The organism is Pseudomonas sp. USHLN015, from assembly GCF_037153275.1.
GTDB lineage: Bacteria > Pseudomonadota > Gammaproteobacteria > Pseudomonadales > Pseudomonadaceae > Metapseudomonas > Metapseudomonas tohonis.
In genome coordinates this window covers 122,796-143,130 of record NZ_JBBCKP010000012.1, presented here as the reverse complement: position 1 = coordinate 143,130, position 20,335 = coordinate 122,796, and the positions used below count along the sequence as shown (strand labels likewise).

Genomic DNA, 20,335 nt, shown 5'->3' with positions numbered 1-20,335 from the left:
CCTCCCGCCTCACGGCCCGCTGCTCTGGCGGTCGCCGCCCAGGCTCCGCCGCATCCGCATCAGGAGTCGACCATGTCCTCGATCAGAAGCACCCTTTCGGCGTTTGCCTGCGCCAGCGCCCTGCTCAGCGGCGCGCTGCAGGCCGCACAACCGCTCAAGCAGATTGGCGAGGGCGAAGGCGCGCTCGACATCATCGCCTGGCCCGGCTACGTCGAGCGCGGCGAGACCGACAAGGCCTACGACTGGGTCACCGCCTTCGAAAAGGACAGCGGCTGCAAGGTCAACGTGAAGACCGCCGCCACCTCCGACGAGATGGTCAGCCTCATGGCCAAGGGTGGCTACGACCTGGTCACAGCCTCCGGCGATGCCTCCCTGCGCCTGGTGGCGGGCAAGCGCGTGCAGCCGATCGACACCGCGCTGATTCCCAACTGGAAGAACCTCGACGAGCGGCTCAGGGACGCCGCCTGGCACACCGTGGCCGGGCAGCATTTCGGCACGCCCTACCAGTGGGGGCCGAACGTGCTGATGTACAACACCCAGGTCTTCCCCAAGCCGCCCACGAGCTGGAACGTGGTGTTCGAGGAGACCACCCTGCCCGACGGCAAGAGCAACAAGGGCCGCGTGCAGGCCTACGACGGCCCCATCTACATCGCCGACGCCGCCCTCTACCTGCGCCGCACCCGGCCCGAGCTGGGCATCCGCGATCCCTACGAACTGAGCGAGGCGCAGTACGCCGCCGTCATCGCCCTGCTGCGCGGCCAGCAACCGCTGGTCCACCGCTACTGGCACGACGCGACCGTGCAGATGAGCGACTTCAAGAACGAAGGCGTGGCCGCCTCGGGCTCCTGGCCCTACCAGGTCAACGCCCTGCGCGGCGAGAAGCAGCCCGTCGCCTCCACCATCCCCACGGAGGGCTCCACCGGCTGGGCCGACACCACCATGCTGCACGCCGAGGCCAAGCACCCCAACTGCGCCTACAGATGGATGAACTGGTCCCTGGAGCCCAAGGTGCAGGGCGACGTGGCGGCCTGGTTCGGCTCGGTGCCGGCGGTACCCAAGGGCTGCTCCAGCAGCGAACTGCTCGGCGCCGGCGGCTGCGCCACCAACGGCTACGACCAGTTCGATAAGATCGCCTTCTGGAAGACGCCCCAGGCCAAATGCGGCGACGGGCAATGCGTGCCCTACAGCCGCTGGACCCAGGACTACATCGCGATCATGGGTGGGCGTTAGCGGGCCTGCCCGAGGCGCCGTGCGACCCTCTTCGCGAATGAATTCGCTCCCACCCCGGACCCGACCGCTGCGTAGGGTGGAGGTCGCTTTTCACCTCCACCCGGCGGGCTCGATCACGGCACGGCTTCAGGCCTGGGAGTTTACCCCGGCAGGAGAGCTGCGACGCTGCGCGCCGCTTGGCGAATGAATTCGCCCCTACAGTGCAGGCGCCTCATGTAGGAGCGGTTTCAACCGCGACGCCCGGCTCGGGCCGTATTCGCGAATGAATTCGCTCCCACGCCGGTCCTGACCACTGCGTAGGGTGGAGGTCGCTTTTCACCTCCACCCGGCGGGCTCGATCACGGCACGGCGTCAGGCCTGGGAGTTTACCCCGGCAGGAGAGCGGCGGCGCTGCGCGCCGCTGGGCGAATGAATTCGCCCCTACAGGGTCTGGATCGCATGTAGGTCGGGTGCGACCCGACGATGGTGCACAACGCCGCGGGTTCCACCCGCCCTACGCACCACGGACTTCATGGCAATCATGGGTGGGCGCGTTGCACGGCCCTTTTCGCGAATGAATTCGCTCCCACCCCGGACCCGACCGCTGCGTAGGGTGGAGGTCGCTTTTTACCTCCACCAGGCGGGGTCGATCGCGGTACGGCGTCAGGCATTGGCCTCATATAGGTCGGGTGCAACCCAGCGCTAGGCGCTCAACGCGGGGGCCGAGCGCTGGGGCTGGTCCTGGAAGGCCAGGTCCAGCCAGCGTCGGTAGAACCCTTCCGCCACCTGGTGCAGCGCCTCCACCTTGGCCGGCAGGTCTTTGAGCATGCGCTCCCTGGACTGCTGGCTGGGCTGGGTCTCGTCGAGCAGGTGGGCCCAGTCGGTGAGCCACAGCTGCACCAGTTCCTCGGTCATCTCCGGGTGGCCTTGCAGGGCCAGCACCTTGTCGCCCCAGGAGAAGCCCTGATTGGGGCACCAGGGGCTGTCGAACAGCCACTGCGCGCCGCTGGGCAGATCGAAGGTATCGCTGTGCCACTGGTAGACCGGGAACTGCATGGGCAGGTGCGCGACCCAGGGATTGCCCACCGCCAGCGCGCGTTTCTCCAGCGGCTGCCAGCCGATCTCGGTATAGGGCATGCGGTGCACCGCCGCCCCCAGCGCCCGTGCCAGCAACTGGCCGCCGAGGCAGTGCCCGATGAGGGGGATGTCCCGCGCGATGAAATGCCGCAGCGCCGCGATTTCCGCTTCGATCCAGGGCAGTGGGTCGTTGACGCTCATCGGCCCGCCCATCACCGCGACCGCGCGCGGGCGATCGAGGTCGTAGCCGTACAGTTCGCCCTGGTCCGCGCGCAACACGGTGAAGGCCCGGCCTTGCGCGTCCAGCACGTTCGCGAGATGGCCAGCCGGACAGAAATCGGCGTGGGTAAGAATCAGGATATCGGTCATGTCAGCCCTCCGTTTCCGGAGTCTGAGGCAAAGCCCGTGCCGAGGTCGAGTCAGGAAAAGGTAAGTTTTTTCAGGCACCTGGAACGACACCGGCCAGCGCAGGGCTGGCCGGTGATTACCAGGCGTTGGGGAACTCAGCGCGAAGGCGCGGGGAGTTCCTGGGTCACGCCCCATCCATCCAGGGTCCCGCCGAGGGGCACGACCAGCTCCTCCAGGTCGTGTTCGAAATCGCCGATGCCGGCGTGGGTGGCGTACATCACCTTGCTCACCTGCAGGTGCCAGGCCCCGTCATCACGGGGGGATACCTGGGCGTTAAGCCATTCACCGCAGAACTTTCGCGCAACCATCCGGGCCCGGTCCTCGTCGGGGAAGATGGCGTAGAACTCGATGGGATGTACCCGGGCGAAATCGAAACCGCCCTCTTTCATGCGCCGTAGAACATTGCTGCTGACGTCATCGTGGAAGGTTGTGCTCATGGTAACGACCTCCTCTCTGGCGATTGATGAGTTTCGCTTGTAGACGGCCGAAGGCTTCGGCCTCGCGACACCTGGCGGCGTCGCCACGGGCGGCCCCGCGGACGCGGGGCACCACCCTGGCCAGCTCCTTGAGATGGCCGCTGCTTTTCTCACGCACAACGATCGACTGCATCAGAGTGCAGGTTAGCGTCAGCTCGGCCGGTCTGCCCGCCGTCGAGCGAACTTTCCTTCGCCCGGCACGACGGGCGGCACTTCAGGCGCCGCCGGGCGAAACCGCCCGTCGCTCCGCCCGCCCACCGAGGCCGATGGCACCCAGCACCAGGGCCATGCCCAGGGCCTGGCCGGCGCTCAGCCCTTCGCCCAGCAGCAGGCCGCCGACCAGCACCGCGCCCACCGGCATCAGCCCGGTGAACAGCCCGGCCACGCTGGCCTGCACCTGGCTGATGCCGCGGTACCAGAGCAGGAAGGACAGCACGCTGGCGCTCAGCGCATAGAACAGCACCCAGGCCCAGCTCGCCAGGCTTATCGCCATCCAGTCGAACGCGGGGGCCTGCACCAGAGCCAGGGGCAGGAACAGCGCCAGCCCGGCGAGGTTCACGCCGAAGGCCATCGCCCAGGGATGCAGCGCCAGGGACAGGCGCCGCGAATAGATGGCGAAGATCGCCTCGGCCAGCACCGCGCCCAGCACCAGCGTATTGCCGAGCACGCTGCCGGTGCCGCCCTCGCCGCCGCCCAGCAGGTTGAGCAGGGCGATGCCCGCTACCGCCAACGCAATCGCCAGCGCGCCCTGCGCGCCAACCCGCTCACGCAGCCAGAACCAGGCCAGCAGCGCCACCACGCTCGGCGTCGCGCTGGTGATGATGCCCGCACTGGTGGCACTGGTGTGCTGCACGCCATAGAGCATGAACAGGCTGAACAGGAAGCAGCCGAAGAACGCCTGCAGGAACAGTCCCTTGCCGGCCGTGGCATCCAGACCCCGACGCACCCTGGACGACAGCATGCCCGGCGCCAGCACCAGGGTGGCGATGAGAAAGCGCAGGCAGGCGAAGACGAACAGCGGCACCTCGGCCAGCACCAGCTTGCCGATGGCGATATTGCCGCCGACCAGCAGCATGGACAGGGCGAGACAGGCGTAGGCGAACCAGGGGGTCATGGAAGGCGTCCTTTCGGGCGCACCAGGGAGGTGCGGCCGGCCAGGCTATAGGGTGCCGGCCCCCGTGCAAAGCCACCCGGAGCTGTCTCTTCGGTGGGTCCCCGCTTTCGCGGGGATGACGGCGTGCATGCAAGCCCCGCAGACACCGTCACCCTCGCGGACGCGGGGCCCACTGGAGACCGGCTTCAGCCATGACCCGTCGGCCGCCCTACTCCCGGCTCAGCCGGCCCATGATCAGCCGGCTGACCCACGGCGGCGACACCTGCCCGGACCAGTACATCAGCTTGAACAGCAGGCTGATGGGCCGGTGCACCGCGGCGCCATGGGCCTGCTGCCAGGCCGCCTCGGCGATGTCCTCGGCCTTGAGGCTCACCCCGAGGCGGCGCAGGGTCGGCGGCTCGAAGCGCTGGCTCTCGACCATCGGGGTGCGCACGAAGGGCGGCATCAGGTCGCCGACACGGATGCCGTGGCGCCGCCACTCCAGCTCCAGGGCCTCGGTGAAGCCGCGCACGGCGAACTTGGAGGCGGAGTAGCTGGCCATGTGCGGCGTGCCGTAGAGACCCGAGGCCGAGCCCATGTTGATCACCTGGGCATCGGCGGTGGCCTTGAGATAGGGGAAGGCCGCGTGGGTCATCTGCACCAGGCCCAGCACGTTCACCGCGAGGATGCGCGCGTGCTCGGCCACATCGATCGTCTCGAAGTGGCCGAAGCGCAGCAGGCCCGCGCAGTTGAACAGCAGCCGCAACTGCCCGTCATGGCGCCCGCAGAAGTCCGCCAGGGCGCCTTCGACGGCGGCCAGGTCGGTGACGTCCAGCGCCTGGTACCAGAGCCCGCCCAGTTCGGCGGAGAGTTCCTCCAGCGGCTGCGGGGCGATGTCCAGCAGGCCGACGGTCCAGCCCTTCTGGTGGAACAGCCGCGCCGTGGCCCGGCCGATGCCGGAAGCGGCGCCGGTGATGAGGATGTTGTGCATTTCAAGCCCCCTCGCCGCTGCGGGCGTGGATGAAGGCGAGGATACTGGCCAGCGCCTGGTCGGCGGCACGCAGTATGCCGGCGTGGGCCTGGAACACATGCCACAGCCCCGGGTAGCGCTCCAGGCGCACCGGCACCCCGGCCGCCCGCGCCGCGTCCGCCAGGCGCAGGCTGTCGTTGAGCAGCAGTTCGTCCTCGCCCACCTGCACCAGGATCGGCGGCAGGCCGGCCAGGTCGGCGTAGATCGGCGACAGCCCGGGGTCGCGTCGATCCAGCCCTGCCGGGGCGTAGAGGCTGATGGCCTGCTCCATCCACAGCGGATTTAGCAGCGGGTCGCCGGCCGGAGGCTGGTGCATCTGCTCGCCGCTGAAGTCGGTCACCGGCGACAGCAGCACCAGCCCCGCCGGCTGCGGCAGCCCCTGGCAACCGAGTTCCAGGGCGGTGATCAGGCTGAGATTGCCACCTGCGGAATCACCGCCGATGAAGATGCGCTCGCTGGCATACCCCTGGGCCAGCAGCGCGCGGTAGGCGGCCACGCCGTCCTGGCGGGCGGCGGGGAACGGGTGTTCGGGCGCCAGGCGATAGTCCAGCGCGCAGACCGACAGCCCGCCCCGGCGCGCCAGGGTGGCGGTGATGGCACGGTGGGTCGCGGCGGCGCCGATGAGGAAGGCGCCGCCGTGCAGGTAGAGCAGCACGCTGCCGTTGTCCCGTGCAGGGCGGTGCCATTCGCAGGGCACCCCGCCGAGGCTGTCGCGACTGCGGGTGACACCGCGCATCGACACCGGGGTGGAAGTCAGCGCGCGGATCACCGCCCGCTGCCCGGCGATGGGCATCGGCGGGCGCACCAGGCTCCGGAACAGCACCCGCAAGCCCCCACGCAGCACCGCACGCAGCAGCGGCTGGCCGGCATCGGGCGCGGTGAAATCAACGGACGCATTCATAGTGGTCGAGCTCCGGTTGGCGGGTCTGTTGGCGGTAGGTCAGGGTGAAGCCGGGCCAGTTGTTGGTGTTGCGGCCATCGGCGGTCTTGTACCAGCTGTTGCAGCCGCGCTCCCACACCGTATGGCGAACGGCGTGCTGCAGCCTGTCGTTGAAGCGGCGCTGCACCTCGGGCTTGAGGTCCATGTAGCGCAGGCCGTCGCGCTGCAGCGCGCGCAGGCAGCCAAGCACATAGGCGAACTGACTTTCCAGCATGTAGAGGATCGAGTTGTGCCCCAGGTTGGTGTTCGGCCCGTAGAGGATGAACAGGTTGGGGAAGCCGCTGACGCTGATGCCCAGGTAGGCTTCGGCGCCCTCGCGCCAGGCCTCGTTGAGGTCGCGGCCGTCGCGCCCGCGGATGCTCATGGGGGCGAGGAAATCGGTGGCGGCGAAACCGGTGCCATAGATGATCGCGTCCACTTCGCGCTCGCGGCCGTCGGCGGTGAGCACGCCACGCTCGCTGATGCCGGTGATGCCCTGCTCCACCAGCTCGACGTTGTCCCGCGCCAGGGCGGGGTAGAAGTCGTTGGAGATGAGGATGCGCTTGCAGCCCAGCGGGTAGTCCGGCTGCAGGCGCCGACGCAGTTCCGGGTCACGGATGCCGCGGGACAGGTGCCGGTGGAAGCTCAGGCGCATCACCTTCATCAGCGGCGGGAAGACGGTGAAGGCCAGGGCGCGCGCCTCGTGCTGCACGTACTTGAGCAGCCGGTCGACCTTCTGCAGCACCGGCAGGCGCTTCATCAGCGCCAGCTCCCACGGGCGGTAGGCGCGGTCGGGCTTGGCGATGACATAGGCGGCGGAGCGCTGGAACAGGTGCAGCTGCGCCACCTGCGGCGCGATCTGCGGCACGAACTGGATGGCGCTGGCGCCGGTGCCGATCACCGCCACGCGCTTGCCGGCCAGGTCGTAGTCATGGTTCCAGCGCGCCGAGTGGAACACCTCGCCAGTGAAGCGCTCGATGCCGGGCAGGCGCGGCATGGCCGGCCGGTTCAACTGGCCGCAGGCGCTGATCAGGGCGCGGGCGCTGAAGTGCTCGCCCGTGGTGCTTTCCACCCGCCACAGCGCCGCCTCTTCGTCGAAGCGGGCGCCGGCCACCTCGGTGCCGAAGCGGATGCGCCGACGCAGGCCGTGGCGCTCGGCGCACTGCTGCTGGTAGGCGTGGATCTCCGCCTGGGGCGCGAACTTGCGCGACCAGTCGAGCTTGGGCTCGAAGGAGAAGGAGTAGAGGTGCGAAGGCACGTCGCAGGCCGCGCCGGGGTAGGTGTTGTCACGCCAGGTGCCGCCGAGGTCGGCGGCCTTCTCGAGGATCAGGAAATCCTCGATGCCGCATTGCTGCAGGCGGATGGCCAGGCCGAGGCCGCCGAAGCCGGCTCCGATGATCAGCACGCGCAGGGGCGCCGGGTGCTGGGGATTGTTGTTCATTGTTTTCTCCCATGCTCGCCGCAACCGTCGGGGACCAGGCCAGCCGAACGTGCGGATGAGAGGATGCTAATGCGCGGCGGCGCACGCTGTTTATGGCATGATCGGACAGCGAATTGTGCTTTTCGGACATAAATGCCCGTTCAACTGCCAAGGAACGCGACACGATATGCAGGACATTTCCCACTGGCCGCCCCGCCGCAGTGCCATCAGCGTGCAGTTGCTCACCCAGTTCGGCCTCGACCACGGCCTGTCGGTGGAACGTTGCCTGGCCGGCACCGGCCTGGACTGGAACGCCCTGGCCGACCCCGGCGCCGAGGTCAACGCCGCCCAGGAACTGGCCCTGGTGCGCAACATCGTCCAGGCCCTCGGGCACATTCCCGGCATCGGCCTCAAGGCCGGCCGCCGCTACCACCTCAGCACCTATGGCATCTGGGGGTTCGCCCTGCTCAGCAGCCCCACCTACCGCAGCGCCGCCGAACTGGGCCTGCGCTACCTCGACCTGACCTACGCCTTCCACACCATGCGCCTGGAAGAGCACGACGACGAAGCGCACCTGGTGCTGGAGGGGCGCGGCCTGCCCGAGGACCTGCGCGGCTTCCTGCTGGAGCGCGACATCGCCGGGGCCCTCAGCGTGCAGCGCGACCTGAACAATGCCGACCTGCCGCTGCAGCGCGTGAGCCTCGCCCTGCCCGCCCCGGCCGACGCCACGCCCTACCGCGAGCTGCTGGGGGTGATGCCGGGCTTCGACGCCCCGGAGAACCGCATCGTCTTCGCCCGCGCCCTGCTCGACCTGCCGCTGCCCGGCGCCAACCCGCAGGTGGCGCAGCAGTGCGAGGCCCAGTGCAAGGCGCTGCTGGCGCGCCGCCGGGTGCGCGCGGGGCTCGCCGGGCGCATCCGCGATCGCCTGCTGTCCCAGCCGGGGCTGCTGCCGGACATGGAGCGCATCGCCACCGAGCTGCACATGACCTCGCGCACCCTGCGCCGCCGCCTGGACGCCGAGGGCACCTCCTTCCGCCAGTTGCATGAGGAAGTGCGCAACGCCCTGGCCGAGGAACTGCTGGCCACCGATGGCATCCGACTGGAAGAGATCGCCGAACGCCTCGGTTATGGCGAACTGTCCAACTTCATCCATGCTTTCAAACGCTGGAAGGGCATCACGCCCGGCCAGTACCGCAGCCAACTCCAGACCCGGAACGCCCTGTCATGAGACCCGCCCTCGCCCTGCCCCTGCTGCTCGTTGCCGGCCCGCTGCCGGCGGCCACCCTGGACACCCCCGGCTACCGCGTCGAGATCATCGAGCAGTGCGACGAAGGCACCGTCGGCTGCGACAACGTGCTCTACCGGGGCACCAGCAAGAAGAGCGGCAACACCCTCGAACTCAAGGGTCGCCAGCTCATGCGACTGTGTGCCGACGGCATCACCCCCTGCCATTCCCTGGGCTACGAGTTCAACAACGGCGATACCCACTACTTCGTCGGCGAGGACGGCCGCCTGAGCGTGACCCGGGGCGACCGCACGCTGGTGGACCAGCGGGGCGAGTGGCGCTGATGCTCGCCCAGGAGGACTACCCGGTGGTTCCGGCCGAGCCCCGTCACCTGGCGGTGCTGGCCGAGATCGAGCGCGCCGCCGCCAGCCTGTTCCCGGAGGGTGCCATTCCCGCACTCTTGCGCGAGGCGACCGTGCCCCAGGCGCTGCTGGCCCAGGGGCAGGCCGAAGGCCGCCTGTGGGTGGCACAGGACAGCGGCGGCATGGCCGTGGGCTTCGCCCTGGTGGAGGTGCTCGGCGGCATCGCCTTGCTGGCGGAACTGGACGTGCTGCCGGCCCTGGGGCGTCGCGGCATCGGCCGTCGCCTGATCGCCGCCGCCCGCGACTGGGCCGAGGCACGCGGCCACGATGCGCTGTACCTGACCACCTTCGCCGACATTCCCTGGAACGCCCCCTACTACGCCCGGCTCGGCTTCCGCCCGCTGGAGGAAGCCGAGCTGCACGACGAGCTGATCCGCCGCCTCAAGGAGGAAAAGGCCTTCGGCCTGGCCGACCGGGTGGCCATGCAACTGCGCCTCGGCCCGGTGATCCCCGCACCCGTCCCGTAGGATGGCGTAGAGCGCAGCGAACCCCATCGATCCCGAGCCCGAACCCACGCCAGCGCCACCGACCACCACAGCATGGGTTTCGCCAAGCTCTACCCATCCTACGCGCGCCCTATACGTCCCCTAACATCGTCCGCGAGCCGCCCTGCGGTCGTTGCTTTCCCGTCCAACCGGGGCTTGGCTGATACCAGGAGCCGCAACATTTTGTGACACCGGCAGTCAATCCAAGGACAGGCCCGGCCCGTCTCCCGCTCGGGGGCGCGGGCCGCAACTCCTTCCAGAACGAGTGCCCAGCCCCATGAGCAGTACGACCGAACACCTCGACAGCCCCCATCCGCACTACAGCTTCGAAGAGCGCCGCAAACGCGTGTTCGCGATAGTCGGCGCCTCCTCCGGCAACCTGGTGGAGTGGTTCGACTTCTACGTCTACGCCTTCTGCTCCATCTACTTCGCCCCGGCCTTCTTCCCCTCCGACGACCCGACGGTGCAGTTGCTCAATACCGCGGGCGTGTTCGCCGCCGGCTTCCTCATGCGCCCCATCGGCGGCTGGCTGTTCGGCCGCATCGCCGACAGGTACGGGCGCAAGCGCTCGATGATGATCTCGGTGCTGATGATATGCGCCGGCTCCCTGGCCATCGCCTGCATGCCCACCTATGCCGCCATCGGCGCCCTGGCGCCGGCGCTGCTGCTGGTGGCTCGGCTGTTCCAGGGGCTGTCGGTGGGTGGTGAATACGGCACCACGGCCACCTACATGAGCGAGGTGGCGCTCAGGGGCCAGCGCGGCTTCTTCGCGTCCTTCCAGTACGTGACCCTGATCGGCGGACAGCTGCTGGCGGTTCTGGTGGTGGTGATCCTGCAGCAGGTGCTGAGCGAGGACGAACTGCGGGCCTGGGGCTGGCGCATCCCCTTCGTGATCGGCGCGGCGACGGCGGTGATCGCCTTCTACCTGCGCCGCTCGCTGAACGAGACCGCCCGCCAGGACCAGCTGCACAGCGAGGAATCCGGCAGCCTGGGCCACCTGTTCCGCCACCACAAGCGCGCCTTCGTCACGGTGCTCGGCTACACCGCCGGCGGCTCGCTGATCTTCTACACCTTCACCACCTACATGCAGAAATACCTGGTCAACAGCGCCGGCATGACCACCAAGACCGCCAGCGCCGTGATGACCTGCGCGCTGTTCGTCTACATGCTCATGCAGCCGCTGTTCGGCGCCCTCTCCGACCGCATCGGCCGGCGCACATCGATGCTCTGGTTCGGCGCCCTGGGCGCGCTGTGCACCTGGCCGATCCTCACCGCGCTCAAGGGCGTGCAGAGCCCATACATCGCCTTCGCGCTGATCATCGTGGCGCTGGCCATCGTCAGCCTGTACACCTCCATCAGCGGCCTGGTGAAGGCCGAGATGTTCCCGCCGGAAGTCCGCGCCCTCGGCGTCGGCCTGGCCTATGCGGTGGCCAACGCCGTCTTCGGCGGCTCGGCGGAATACGCGGCACTGGGGCTGAAGTCCATCGGCATGGAGGAAAGCTTCTACTGGTACGTCTCGGCCATGATGGTGGTGGCCTTCCTCTTCAGCCTGCGGCTGCCGAAACAGGCGAGCTACCTGCATCACGATCTGTAGGGGCGACTTCAGTCGCCAGTCAGCCCGCAGGGCTGCCTTCCACGATCAGGGCAACGCCGTTGCCCGTGGGCGAATGAATTCGCCCCTACTGTGCCGCAACGGTGTCCTTCGCGAGCCATTTCGCGGTGAAACCGCTCCTGCACCGACCATCGGGCGGGCACGAAAAAGGCCCCTTGCGGGGCCTCCTGGTGTCGCGCGACTCAGTCGTTGCTCGGTTTGCCGATGGCCTGCAGCACGTACTGCGGCAGGGCGAAGGCGCCGAGGTGGATCTCGGGGTTGTAGTAGCGGGTGACGATGCCGCTGCCGGCGAAGCGCTGGCGCAGGGTTTCCAGCGAGACCTTGCGCGACTCCGGGTGGGTGGCGCCCCAGGCGAAGGTCATGGAGCCGCCGATGTAGGTGGGTACGGCCGCCTGGTAGAAGTGCCAGTCGGCGAACAGGCCGTTCATGCGCCCGGCTGTGGTCTGCACCTCGCCCAGCTGCATGAAGGGCGTGCCGTTCTGGGTGACCAGGATGCCGCCTTCGTTCAGGCAGCGGCGGCAGGCCTGGTAGAAGTTCTCGGAAAACAGCACCTCGCCCGGGCCGATCGGGTCGGTGGAGTCGGAGATGATCACGTCGAACTTCTCCTCGGTGCTGGCGACGAAGCGCATGCCGTCGTCGATCACCAGGTTCAGTCGCGGGTCGTCATAGGCGCCCCTGGAGTGGTTGGGCAGGAACTCCTTGCACATCTCCACCACCGTGCCGTCGATCTCGACCATGGTGATGCTCTCGACGCCCTTGTGCTTGCGCACCTCGCGCAGCATGCCGCCGTCGCCACCGCCGATGATCAGCACGCGACGCGCGGCGCCGTGGGCGAGGATGGGCACGTGGGTGAGCATCTCGTGGTAGATGAACTCGTCCGCCTCGGTGGTCTGGATCACGCCGTCCAGGGCCATGACGCGGCCCATGCGCGGGTTCTCGAATATCACCAGGTGCTGGTGCTCGGTGCGCACTTCGTGGAGCAGCTTGTCCATGCGAAAACGCTGGCCGTAGCCTTCGTAGAGAGTTTCCTGGTAGTCGCTCATGAGGGGTCTCCCGTGATGGCTGCAGGTGGGTGGGCGGCTGGCCCGGGCCCGTCCGAAGAAAAGGCGCGCATTCTACGATGGCCCGGGTTTCAGGTCGAACCGCGAAGGTGGGGAATTCGATGATCAGTTTCCGAGAGACAGCCGCCACGACCGCCGGTATCGTCGCCCGATGAACGAATCCACCCCCCTGCCGCCCGGCCTGCACCTTCCCTACATCGAACCCTGGAGCTGGGAGCAGTTCCTGCGCCACTTCGCCCTGCGCCGCCTGCCCGGCGTCGAGCGCATCGACGCCGCAAGCTACTGCCGCAGCTTCCGCCTCGGCGAGCTGCATGGCTGGTTCCGCGTGCGCCCCGGTGCCGGGCACCTCGCCCTGGAGCTGAGCCCCTCGTGCCTCGGCCGCGAAGCGGAGCTGGTGGCGCGGGTGCGACAGATGTTCGACCTCGACAGCGACCCCCTGGCCATCGCCCGGCACCTCTGCGGCGACCCGCAGCTGCAACCCCTGCTGGAACGCTACCCCGGCCTGCGCCTGCCGGTGGCCTTCGACCCCTTCGAGCAGGGCGTGCGCACCATCATCGGCCAGCAGGTGACGGTGAAGGCCGCGGTGACCATCGCCGGGCGCCTGGTGGAGCGCCTTGGCGAGCCCCTGGCGGATTCCCCCGACGACGGCCCGCTGCGCCTGTTCCCCACCGCCCGCGCCATCGCCGACGACGCGCTGCCCGGCATCGGCATGCCCGGCAAGCGGGTGGAGACGCTGCGCCGCTTCGCCGACGCGGTGGCTTCCGGTGCCCTGGAACTCTCGGTGGCCGAGGGCGTCGAAGCGCTCATCGCGCGGCTCTGCGCCCTGCCCGGCATCGGCCCCTGGACCGCCGAATACATCGCCCTGCGTGCCTTCGGCCAGCCGGATGCCTTCCCCACCGCCGACCTGGGCCTGCTCAAGTCGCCGTTCTGGGGCGATGCCGGCATCAGCGCCAAGGCCCTGGCCAGCCGCGCCGAACACTGGCGGCCCTGGCGCGCCTACGCCGCCGTGTACCTCTGGCACAGCTACGCATCGGAGAATTGATCCATGTACTTCCGCTATCAGGACAGCCCCATAGGCCCGCTGCTGCTGGCCGGCGACGAGGCCGGGCTGCGCCTGCTGCACATGGAGACCGAGCGGCCGACAGAGCTGGACCCGCTCTGGCACCCGGCCACCCGCCAGCTCGATGCGGCCTGCCGCCAGCTGGACGAGTACTTCGCCGGCAAGCGCAAGCGCTTCGACCTGCAGCTGGCGCCCCAGGGCACCGAGTTCCAGCGGGCCGCCTGGCAGGCGCTGCTGGATATCCCCTATGGCCAGACCATCAGCTACGCCACCCAGGCGATGCGCATCGGCAGGCCCAAGGCGGTGCGCGCCATCGGCCTGGCCAACGGTGCCAACCCCATCGCGGTGATCATCCCCTGCCACCGGGTCATCGGCCGTGACGGCAGCCTGACCGGGTTCGGCGGAGGGCTGGAGCGCAAGGCCATCCTCTTGCGCCTGGAAGGCGCGGCAATGCAGCCGGTGCAGGATCAGCTGCAGCTCATCTGACCCCCTTCACCCTGGCGCCGGGCCTAGCGCGGCGCGGGCACCCGTGCCAGCACCCGCGCCGGCTCGGTGATGGGCAGCGCGACGATCAGGGCTTCATCCGGTGCCGCCGGGACTCCGGTCAGGGCCGTCATGTTCACCCCGTGGGTCACCAGCACCAGCGGCAGGCCGCGTGGCAGCGCGTTGATGGCCTGGCGCATGCGCTGCATGACGGCGGTATCCCCCTCGAAATAGTCCAGCTCGGGCATCGGCTGCGAGGCGCCCATGCCCATTTCCAGGGCGGTGTCCTGGGTGCGGCACCAGCGCCCGGTGAAGATGCGCGGCCCCTCGATCCAGTGGCTGCGCAACAACTGGCCCCACTGCTGCGCCTGGTAGCGCCCGCCGGCATCGAGGTTGCGCTGGGTGGTGCAGTCGCCGAGGCGGAAGGTGTCGGGGTCGCCCGCTCCCGGCGCGGTGGCGTGGTGCATGAGGAACACCGCCTGGCCACCGCGCAGCGCGGCCCAGGCGGCATCCTCGTAGGCGTGGGCCGGCAGCGCCAGGCAGGCCCAGAGCAGCAGCCAGGCGCCACGGCGGCGGTTCATATCCTCACGTCGCCCCGCGGCCCGGCGATGGCCCAGATGATCAGGCCGATCACCGGCAGCAGCACGATCAGCAGGATCCACAGCACCTTCATGCCGATCTCGGCGTTGCTCTTGATGACGTTGAGGATGGCCCAGATGTCGAGGGCGAGAATGATCAGCCCGGCCAGGCTGTTGAGGATCGAACCCATGGCGATGCTCCTTATTGCGGGGGGTGTGGGTGCAGGATAGGTGAGCCTGGATCAACGGTGCTGGCGACGCGGCCCCATCCAGGCCCAGTTGAACAGCCCGAGCAGCGGGAACAGCAGCAACAGGGCAGTCCAGAGGACCTTCTGCTCGCGCCGCGCGCCGCTGCCCAGGACATTGAACAGCGCCCAGGCGGTGAGCAGCAGGTACAGCGTGCCCAGGACGGCGTAGAGGGTCATCGCGTGTTGGCTCATCGTGGGCTCCGGCAGGGTGGCTCTCAAGTGTTAGGACATGGGCGCCGGCCAGGGTTCCCGTCGCCGATCACGCGAGGCACGTCGGATGGCCTACAATTCGCGCCTTTCCCATGAATGCAGGACGCACGCGTGCTCAAGGCCTTGCGCTTTCATCTCAATCAGCTCGCCTGGCTGGCCCTGGTCACCCTGGTGCTTGGCCAGTTCGGCCGCCTGCACTGGGGCCTGGAGCTGCTCAGCCACTTCGTGCCGATCCAGGCCGTGGTGATGCTGCTCGGCGCCGCCGTGCAGCCGCGCAATGCCTCATCGTTGCTGTTCGCGCTCTGTGGGCTGGGCGCCCTGGGCTGGGCATTGACCCCCTTGCCCGCCGAGCCCCTGGCGACGGAGGCCCCCGCGCGGCGCTTCCTGGCCTTCAACCTGAAACTGGACAACGCCGACGCCGGGGCCGATGCCCGCTGGCTGGCAAAACAGCGCGCAGACCTGGTCTTCGTCACCGAGGCCACGCCCGCCTGGTCGCAACAGCTGGCCACCCTGCGCCCGTTCGAGGCCTGCGCCCGCTACACCGACTCGCCCTTCGGCCTGGCGCTGTTCTCGCGCCTGCCACTGAAAAGCTGCCAGGTGCTGGAACTCGCCGGCGCCGCCAGCGGCTACCCCTACCTGCGCGCGGAGCTGGAGGACGGCACGGTGCTCTATGGCGTGCACCCGCCGCCGCCGCTGGGCACGCAACTGGCGCTGGCGCGCGACGAGTCGCTGCGGCAACTGGCCGAGCGCGTGGCCTCCGAGGGGCCGGAAGTGGTCGTGCTGGGGGACTTCAACAGCACGGCCTATTCACCGCGCCTGCAGGATTTCCTCGCCACCGCCGGGCTGCGCCTGACCAGCCCGCGCATCCGCCCCACCTGGTGGCCGGGCATGCTCGGGCTGGACCACATCCTGGTGCGCGGCGAGCGGCCGGTGCGCGCGGTGGGCACCCTGCCCTGGCGCGGCTCGGATCACCGCGCGGTGTGGCTGGACCAGTGAGGCCCGGTACGGCTCAGGCGCGCGCCGGGTCGATCACGGCGAAGCTGGCCACGGTGGGATGGCCGGCGAGCTCACCGCCTTCGCGGGCCAGGCCGATGGTGGGCATGCCGGCCTGCTGCGCGGCGTCCAGCTCCTGCACCACATCGGAGAGGAAGAGGATGTCCTCGGCCGGGCGCCCGATGGCCTCGGCGATGCGCGCATAGGAGGCCGCCTCGCGCTTGGGACCGGAGGTGGTGTCGAAGTAGCCGGAGAACAGCGGCGTCAGGTCGCCCGCCTCGGAGCAGCCGAAGATCAGCTTCTGCGCCTGGATCGAGCCGGAGGAATAGACATAGAGGTCGTAGCCGTCCTGCTTCCAGCGCTTCAGCGCATCCACCGCGTCCGGATAGACGTGGCCCTTGAGCTGGCCGGCGGCATAGCCCTGCTCCCAGACCATGCCCTGCAGCGCCTTCAGCGGCGTGGCCTTGCGGTCTTCGGCGATCCAGCCGAGGAGGATCTCCACCACCCGTCGCACATCGGCATCGGCCTCGCCGCTCTCCACACGCACAGCCTGCAGCTGCTCGGCGACATCCGCCCGCTCGGCGTGGGTCAGCACGAACTCCGGCAGGTGGCGGGCGGCATAGGGGAAGAGCACGTCGAAGACGAAGCTGACGGCACTGGTGGTGCCTTCGATATCGGTGAGGATGGCTTTGATGGGCATGCAGGCTCCGGTGTCGCGTTATTCAATGAGCCCCGAGCGGGGACAGCGGGCAAGTGAGGCACGAGCGCAGGGTGGGCGTAGGGTGGGCTTCAGCCCACCGCTTTCCCCAAACCTGCCACCTCAATCCTCCAACCGCGGGAAGCGGCTGGCGATGTCCTCGCCGGTGAACTGCGCCACCCAACCCTCGGGGTTGTTGAACAGGCGGATGGCGACGAAATGCGGTTCCTCGCCCATGTCGAACCAGTGGCGGGTGCCGGCGGGCACCGAGATCAGGTCGTTCTTCTCGCACAAGACGGCGTAGACATAGTCGTCGATGTGCAGGGTGAACAGGCCGCGCCCGGCGACGAAGAAGCGCACTTCGTCCTCGGCGTGGCGGTGCTCGTCGAGGAACTTGGCACGCAGCTCGGCCTTCTGCGGGTGGTCGCGGTCGAGGCTGACCACGTCCACCGTCACGTAGCCGCGCTCCTGCATCAGGGCGTCGATCTGCGGGCGGTAGGCGGCGATCACCTCCTCCTGGGACGCGCCGGCGGTGATCGGCGCACTGGCCTGCCAACGCTCGAAGCGCACGCCGACATCGGCGAGGGTGCTGGCGATGTCATCGACATGGGTCAGCATCTTGTTGGGAACGTCGGGGCTGGACTCGTGGTAGACGGTAAGGCTGCTCATCGGGGCTGCTCCTGGCGCCGCGCTCCCGCTCTGGGGCAGGTCGGGCGGACGCTCGATCGGTCATGCACCTTCGGCGGAAGGAAGCGTCAGGGTTTATGGAGGGCGCGAACCTTCAGCTCGCACTCGAACAGGAATTCGAAGGCTTCGACCTGGCGCAGCGCGTCGCTCATGCGTGGGCCCCAGGTGTAGAGGCCGTGGCCACGGATCAGGTAGCCGACGCAGTCGGGATGCGCGTCCAGCCAGGGCTGCACCTTCGCGGCCAGGCGGGCGATGTCCTGGTCGTTGTCGAAGATCGGCACCAGCACCTGCGACTCGTGGGTGGAGACGCCGCTGAAGGCCTTCTGCAACTCGTAGTCGGCGAACACCAGCGAGTCGGCCAGGGTCAGGCGCGAGAGCACCGTGGCATTGACCGAATGGGTGTGCAGCACGGCGCCGATCCCCGGCTGCCAGCGGTACAGCTGGGTGTGCAGCAGGGTCTCGGCGGAGGGCTTCTTGCCGGGCTCCTGGCTGATGCCGTCGAGGTCGGTGGCCAGGACGTCGTCCTCGCCGAGCTGGCCCTTGTGCTTGCCGGAGACGGTCAGCAGTGCCTGGTCGACCGACAGCCGCGCCGAGTAGTTGCTGCTGGTCGCCGGGGACCAGCCGCGACCATAGAGGAAGCGGCCGGCCTCGATGATTTCACGGGTGAGTGTTTCGCGGTTCATGCCCGCTCCTCTTTCAATTGAGTGGCAATGATAACGGCAGCAGCCATGGCGGCCAGGCTGGCGATGACGAAGGTCCAGGAGGCACCCAGGCTGTTCCAGCTGTAACCCGAGTACAGGGCCCCGAGCGCGCCGCCGGTGCCGGCGAGTGCTGCGTAGAGCGCCTGGCCCTGGCCTTGCTGCTGCGGGCCGAACTGGCGTTGCACGAAATGGATGGCCGCCGCATGGAAGCTGCCGAAGGTCGCCGCATGGAGCACTTGGGCGAACAGCAGCACCGCGAGGTTGTCGGCAAGATGCCCCAGCAGCAGCCAGCGCAACGCCGCGAGCAGGAAGCTCGCGGCCAGCACCTGGCGAACCGGGAAGCGCGAGAGGATGCGCGCCATCGCCAGGAACATCAAGACCTCCGCCACCACGCCCAGCGCCCACAGCTGGCCGATGAAGCCGCGCGGGTAGCCGAGGCTTTCGAGGTAGATGGTCTGGAAGGTGTAGTACGGGCCGTGGGACAGCTGCATCAACCCCACGCACAGGTAGAACGCCAGCACGCCGGGTTGCCGCAGCTGGTCGAGGAAACCGCCGCGGGCGCCTCCCTCCCGGGCCACCGGCGTGGCATTGGGCACCCACCAGCTGCTGAGCACGATGCCGGCCATGATGACCACCAGCGCCACCGGGTAGACGTCCAGGCTGAACACCTCGAACGCCTTGCCCAGGCCGACCACGGTGAGAATGAAGCCGATGGAGCCCCACAGGCGGATCTGGCTGTAGCGCGCGGCCTGCTCCCTGAGATGGGCCAGGGTGATCACTTCGAACTGCGGCAGTACCGCATGCCAGAAGAAAGCGTGCAGGGCCATGATCATCGCCAGCCAGGCGTAGCTCTTGTCGACGAAGATCAGCGCGAAGGTGCACAGGGTGCAGAACGCGCCCAGCCGGACGATGGCCAGGCGCCGGCCGCTGCGGTCGCCCAGCCAGCCCCAGAGGTTGGGCGCCACGCAGCGCATCAGCATGGGGATGGCCACCAGCTCGCCGATGCGCGCGGCGGAGAAGCCCAGGTGGGCGAAGTAGAGCCCGAGGAAGGGCGCCGTGGCCCCCAGCAGGGCGAAGTAGAACAGGTAGAAGCCGGACAGCCGCCAATACGGCAGCGCGCCGCCGGTCACAGCTGGCCGAGCACCGGGGTGGTGACGCGCACATCGGCGTTCTGCCCGCGGTGGCGCAGCAGGTGGTCCATCAGCACGATGGCCATCATGGCTTCGGCGATGGGCGTGGCGCGGATGCCGACGCAGGGGTCGTGGCGGCCCTTGGTGATCACGTCCACCGGGTTGCCGTCGACGTCGATGGATCGGCCCGGCGTGGTGATGCTGGAAGTGGGCTTGAGCGCCAGGTGGGCAACGATCGGCTGGCCCGAGGAAATGCCGCCGAGGATGCCGCCGGCGTTGTTGCTGAGGAAGCCTTCCGGGGTCAGCTCGTCGCGATGCTCGGTGCCGCGCTGGGCGACGCACGCGAAGCCGGCGCCGATCTCCACGCCCTTCACCGCGTTGATGCTCATCAGCGCGTGGGCGAGCTCCGCGTCCAGGCGGTCGAAGATCGGCTCGCCCAGGCCCGGCGGCACGCCTTCGGCGATGACGGTGATCTTGGCGCCGACGGAATCCTGGTCACGGCGCAGCTGGTCCATGTAGGCCTCCAGCTCCGGCACCTTGTCCGGGTCGGGGCTGAAGAAGGCGTTCTGCTCCACCGAGTCCCAGGTCTTGAAGGGGATCTCGATCGGGCCGAGCTGGCTCATGTAGCCGCGGATGCGGATGCCCTGCCCAGCCAGCCACTTCTTGGCGATGGCGCCGGCGGCGACGCGCATGGCGGTCTCACGCGCCGAGGAACGGCCGCCGCCGCGGTAGTCGCGGACGCCGTACTTGTGGTGGTAGGTGTAGTCGGCGTGGGCCGGGCGGAACAGGTCCTTGATCGCCGAGTAGTCCTTGGACTTCTGGTCGGTGTTGCGGATCAGCAGGCCGATGGAGCAGCCGGTGGTGCGGCCTTCGAAAACGCCGGAGAGGATTTCCACCTCGTCGGCCTCCTGGCGCTGGGTGGTGTGACGGCTGGTGCCCGGCTTGCGGCGGTCGAGGTCACGCTGCAGGTCCTCCAGGGAAAGCTCCAGCCCGGGCGGGCAGCCGTCGACGATGGCGACCAGCGCCGGGCCGTGGCTTTCGCCAGCCGTGGTGACGGTGAACAGCTTGCCGTAGGTGTTGCCGGACATGCACAGTGCTCCGCTGAAATTGG

23 protein-coding genes are annotated in these 20,335 nt (G+C 68.8%); 8 read left to right on the top strand and 15 right to left on the bottom strand.

Annotated elements, in window-relative coordinates:
* Window positions 1-72 precede the first annotated feature (72 nt).
* Window positions 73-1,230 carry a putative ABC transporter substrate-binding protein YdcS gene (gene ydcS / locus WFQ67_RS24465; protein ID WP_337058442.1) on the top strand — a complete coding sequence of 386 codons (1,158 nt, stop codon included), beginning with the start codon at window positions 73-75 and terminating at the stop codon, window positions 1,228-1,230.
* Between the two features lie 681 nt (window positions 1,231-1,911).
* On the opposite strand, the gene WFQ67_RS24460 is transcribed toward ydcS, so the two are convergent.
* From WFQ67_RS24460 to WFQ67_RS24435, 6 genes are all read right to left on the bottom strand, one after another.
* Window positions 1,912-2,655 (bottom strand): type 1 glutamine amidotransferase, encoded by a 744-nt coding sequence (locus tag WFQ67_RS24460; RefSeq protein ID WP_337058441.1) that lies wholly within the window; start codon window positions 2,653-2,655, stop codon window positions 1,912-1,914.
* 134 nt (window positions 2,656-2,789) lie between these two features.
* The gene (locus WFQ67_RS24455) at window positions 2,790-3,131 is read right to left on the bottom strand and encodes a ribonuclease E inhibitor RraB (RefSeq protein WP_173178375.1); all 342 of its coding nucleotides are present in this window, start codon (window positions 3,129-3,131) and stop codon (window positions 2,790-2,792) included.
* A gap of 253 nt (window positions 3,132-3,384) precedes the next feature.
* Window positions 3,385-4,284: a DMT family transporter gene (locus WFQ67_RS24450; protein WP_337058440.1), complete on the bottom strand. Its 900-nt coding sequence runs from the start codon at window positions 4,282-4,284 to the stop codon at window positions 3,385-3,387.
* 208 nt (window positions 4,285-4,492) lie between these two features.
* The gene (locus WFQ67_RS24445) at window positions 4,493-5,254 is read right to left on the bottom strand and encodes an SDR family oxidoreductase (protein ID WP_271105690.1); all 762 of its coding nucleotides are present in this window, start codon (window positions 5,252-5,254) and stop codon (window positions 4,493-4,495) included.
* A gap of 1 nt (window position 5,255) precedes the next feature.
* Window positions 5,256-6,194 (bottom strand): alpha/beta hydrolase, encoded by a 939-nt coding sequence (locus tag WFQ67_RS24440; protein ID WP_337058439.1) that lies wholly within the window; start codon window positions 6,192-6,194, stop codon window positions 5,256-5,258.
* Complete coding sequence (locus WFQ67_RS24435; protein WP_337058438.1) at window positions 6,178-7,653, bottom strand: flavin-containing monooxygenase; 1,476 nt, start codon at window positions 7,651-7,653, stop codon at window positions 6,178-6,180. Before WFQ67_RS24435 ends, WFQ67_RS24440 begins: the two co-directional genes overlap by 17 nt.
* 166 nt (window positions 7,654-7,819) lie before the next feature.
* Here WFQ67_RS24435 and WFQ67_RS24430 point away from each other — a divergent pair, with 166 nt between their 5' ends.
* The 4 genes from WFQ67_RS24430 (at window position 7,820) to WFQ67_RS24415 (ending at window position 11,358) form a co-directional block, all read left to right on the top strand.
* Window positions 7,820-8,860, top strand: a complete 1,041-nt coding sequence (locus WFQ67_RS24430) for an AraC family transcriptional regulator (protein ID WP_337058437.1) — start codon at window positions 7,820-7,822, stop codon at window positions 8,858-8,860.
* A complete protein-coding gene (locus WFQ67_RS24425; protein WP_213629273.1) occupies window positions 8,857-9,201 on the top strand; it encodes a hypothetical protein in 345 nt (114 codons plus the stop codon). Before WFQ67_RS24430 ends, WFQ67_RS24425 begins: the two co-directional genes overlap by 4 nt.
* The gene (locus WFQ67_RS24420; protein ID WP_213629272.1) at window positions 9,201-9,746 is read left to right on the top strand and encodes a GNAT family N-acetyltransferase; all 546 of its coding nucleotides are present in this window, start codon (window positions 9,201-9,203) and stop codon (window positions 9,744-9,746) included. The genes WFQ67_RS24425 and WFQ67_RS24420 overlap by 1 nt, the downstream gene beginning before the upstream one ends.
* Window positions 9,747-10,041: 295 nt before the next feature.
* Complete coding sequence (locus WFQ67_RS24415; RefSeq protein WP_337058436.1) at window positions 10,042-11,358, top strand: MFS family transporter; 1,317 nt, start codon at window positions 10,042-10,044, stop codon at window positions 11,356-11,358.
* 200 nt (window positions 11,359-11,558) lie between these two features.
* Here the strand turns inward: WFQ67_RS24415 and speE are convergent, their stop codons facing one another.
* Window positions 11,559-12,419, bottom strand: a complete 861-nt coding sequence (gene speE, locus WFQ67_RS24410; protein ID WP_173178367.1) for a polyamine aminopropyltransferase — start codon at window positions 12,417-12,419, stop codon at window positions 11,559-11,561.
* A 169-nt stretch (window positions 12,420-12,588) separates the two neighbouring features.
* Between speE and WFQ67_RS24405 the strand changes: the two genes are divergently transcribed.
* Both WFQ67_RS24405 and WFQ67_RS24400 read left to right on the top strand, forming a co-directional pair.
* Window positions 12,589-13,479: a DNA-3-methyladenine glycosylase family protein gene (locus WFQ67_RS24405; RefSeq protein ID WP_337058435.1), complete on the top strand. Its 891-nt coding sequence runs from the start codon at window positions 12,589-12,591 to the stop codon at window positions 13,477-13,479.
* A 3-nt stretch (window positions 13,480-13,482) separates the two neighbouring features.
* Window positions 13,483-13,983, top strand: a complete 501-nt coding sequence (locus WFQ67_RS24400; RefSeq protein ID WP_213629269.1) for a methylated-DNA--[protein]-cysteine S-methyltransferase — start codon at window positions 13,483-13,485, stop codon at window positions 13,981-13,983.
* A gap of 23 nt (window positions 13,984-14,006) precedes the next feature.
* Here WFQ67_RS24400 and WFQ67_RS24395 read toward each other — a convergent pair whose 3' ends face one another.
* From WFQ67_RS24395 to WFQ67_RS24385, 3 genes are read right to left on the bottom strand one after another with little or no spacing between them, the layout of a single operon-like run.
* On the bottom strand, window positions 14,007-14,561 hold the full coding sequence (locus tag WFQ67_RS24395) for a histidine phosphatase family protein (protein ID WP_213629268.1): 555 nt from the start codon (window positions 14,559-14,561) through the stop codon (window positions 14,007-14,009).
* Window positions 14,558-14,749, bottom strand: coding sequence for a PLDc N-terminal domain-containing protein (locus WFQ67_RS24390; RefSeq protein ID WP_111264079.1), 192 nt, complete (start codon window positions 14,747-14,749; stop codon window positions 14,558-14,560). The genes WFQ67_RS24395 and WFQ67_RS24390 overlap by 4 nt, the downstream gene beginning before the upstream one ends.
* 51 nt (window positions 14,750-14,800) lie before the next feature.
* Window positions 14,801-14,998: a PLDc N-terminal domain-containing protein gene (locus WFQ67_RS24385; protein WP_228723576.1), complete on the bottom strand. Its 198-nt coding sequence runs from the start codon at window positions 14,996-14,998 to the stop codon at window positions 14,801-14,803.
* A 129-nt stretch (window positions 14,999-15,127) separates the two neighbouring features.
* Between WFQ67_RS24385 and WFQ67_RS24380 the strand changes: the two genes are divergently transcribed.
* Window positions 15,128-16,012 carry an endonuclease/exonuclease/phosphatase family protein gene (locus tag WFQ67_RS24380; protein ID WP_213629267.1) on the top strand — a complete coding sequence of 295 codons (885 nt, stop codon included), beginning with the start codon at window positions 15,128-15,130 and terminating at the stop codon, window positions 16,010-16,012.
* A 13-nt stretch (window positions 16,013-16,025) separates the two neighbouring features.
* Here the strand turns inward: WFQ67_RS24380 and mtnC are convergent, their stop codons facing one another.
* The 5 genes from mtnC to aroC all read right to left on the bottom strand — a co-directional run bounded on the left by mtnC (window position 16,026) and on the right by aroC (window position 20,312).
* Window positions 16,026-16,709, bottom strand: coding sequence for an acireductone synthase (mtnC, locus tag WFQ67_RS24375; RefSeq protein WP_213629266.1), 684 nt, complete (start codon window positions 16,707-16,709; stop codon window positions 16,026-16,028).
* Between the two features lie 120 nt (window positions 16,710-16,829).
* Window positions 16,830-17,375: a 1,2-dihydroxy-3-keto-5-methylthiopentene dioxygenase gene (locus tag WFQ67_RS24370; protein ID WP_173178362.1), complete on the bottom strand. Its 546-nt coding sequence runs from the start codon at window positions 17,373-17,375 to the stop codon at window positions 16,830-16,832.
* Window positions 17,376-17,461: 86 nt separating this feature from the next.
* On the bottom strand, window positions 17,462-18,076 hold the full coding sequence (locus WFQ67_RS24365) for a methylthioribulose 1-phosphate dehydratase (protein ID WP_337058434.1): 615 nt from the start codon (window positions 18,074-18,076) through the stop codon (window positions 17,462-17,464).
* Window positions 18,073-19,224, bottom strand: coding sequence for an MFS transporter (locus tag WFQ67_RS24360; RefSeq protein ID WP_213629264.1), 1,152 nt, complete (start codon window positions 19,222-19,224; stop codon window positions 18,073-18,075). The genes WFQ67_RS24365 and WFQ67_RS24360 overlap by 4 nt, the downstream gene beginning before the upstream one ends.
* A complete protein-coding gene (gene aroC, locus WFQ67_RS24355; protein WP_213629263.1) occupies window positions 19,221-20,312 on the bottom strand; it encodes a chorismate synthase in 1,092 nt (363 codons plus the stop codon). The genes WFQ67_RS24360 and aroC overlap by 4 nt, the downstream gene beginning before the upstream one ends.
* Window positions 20,313-20,335 lie beyond the last annotated feature (23 nt).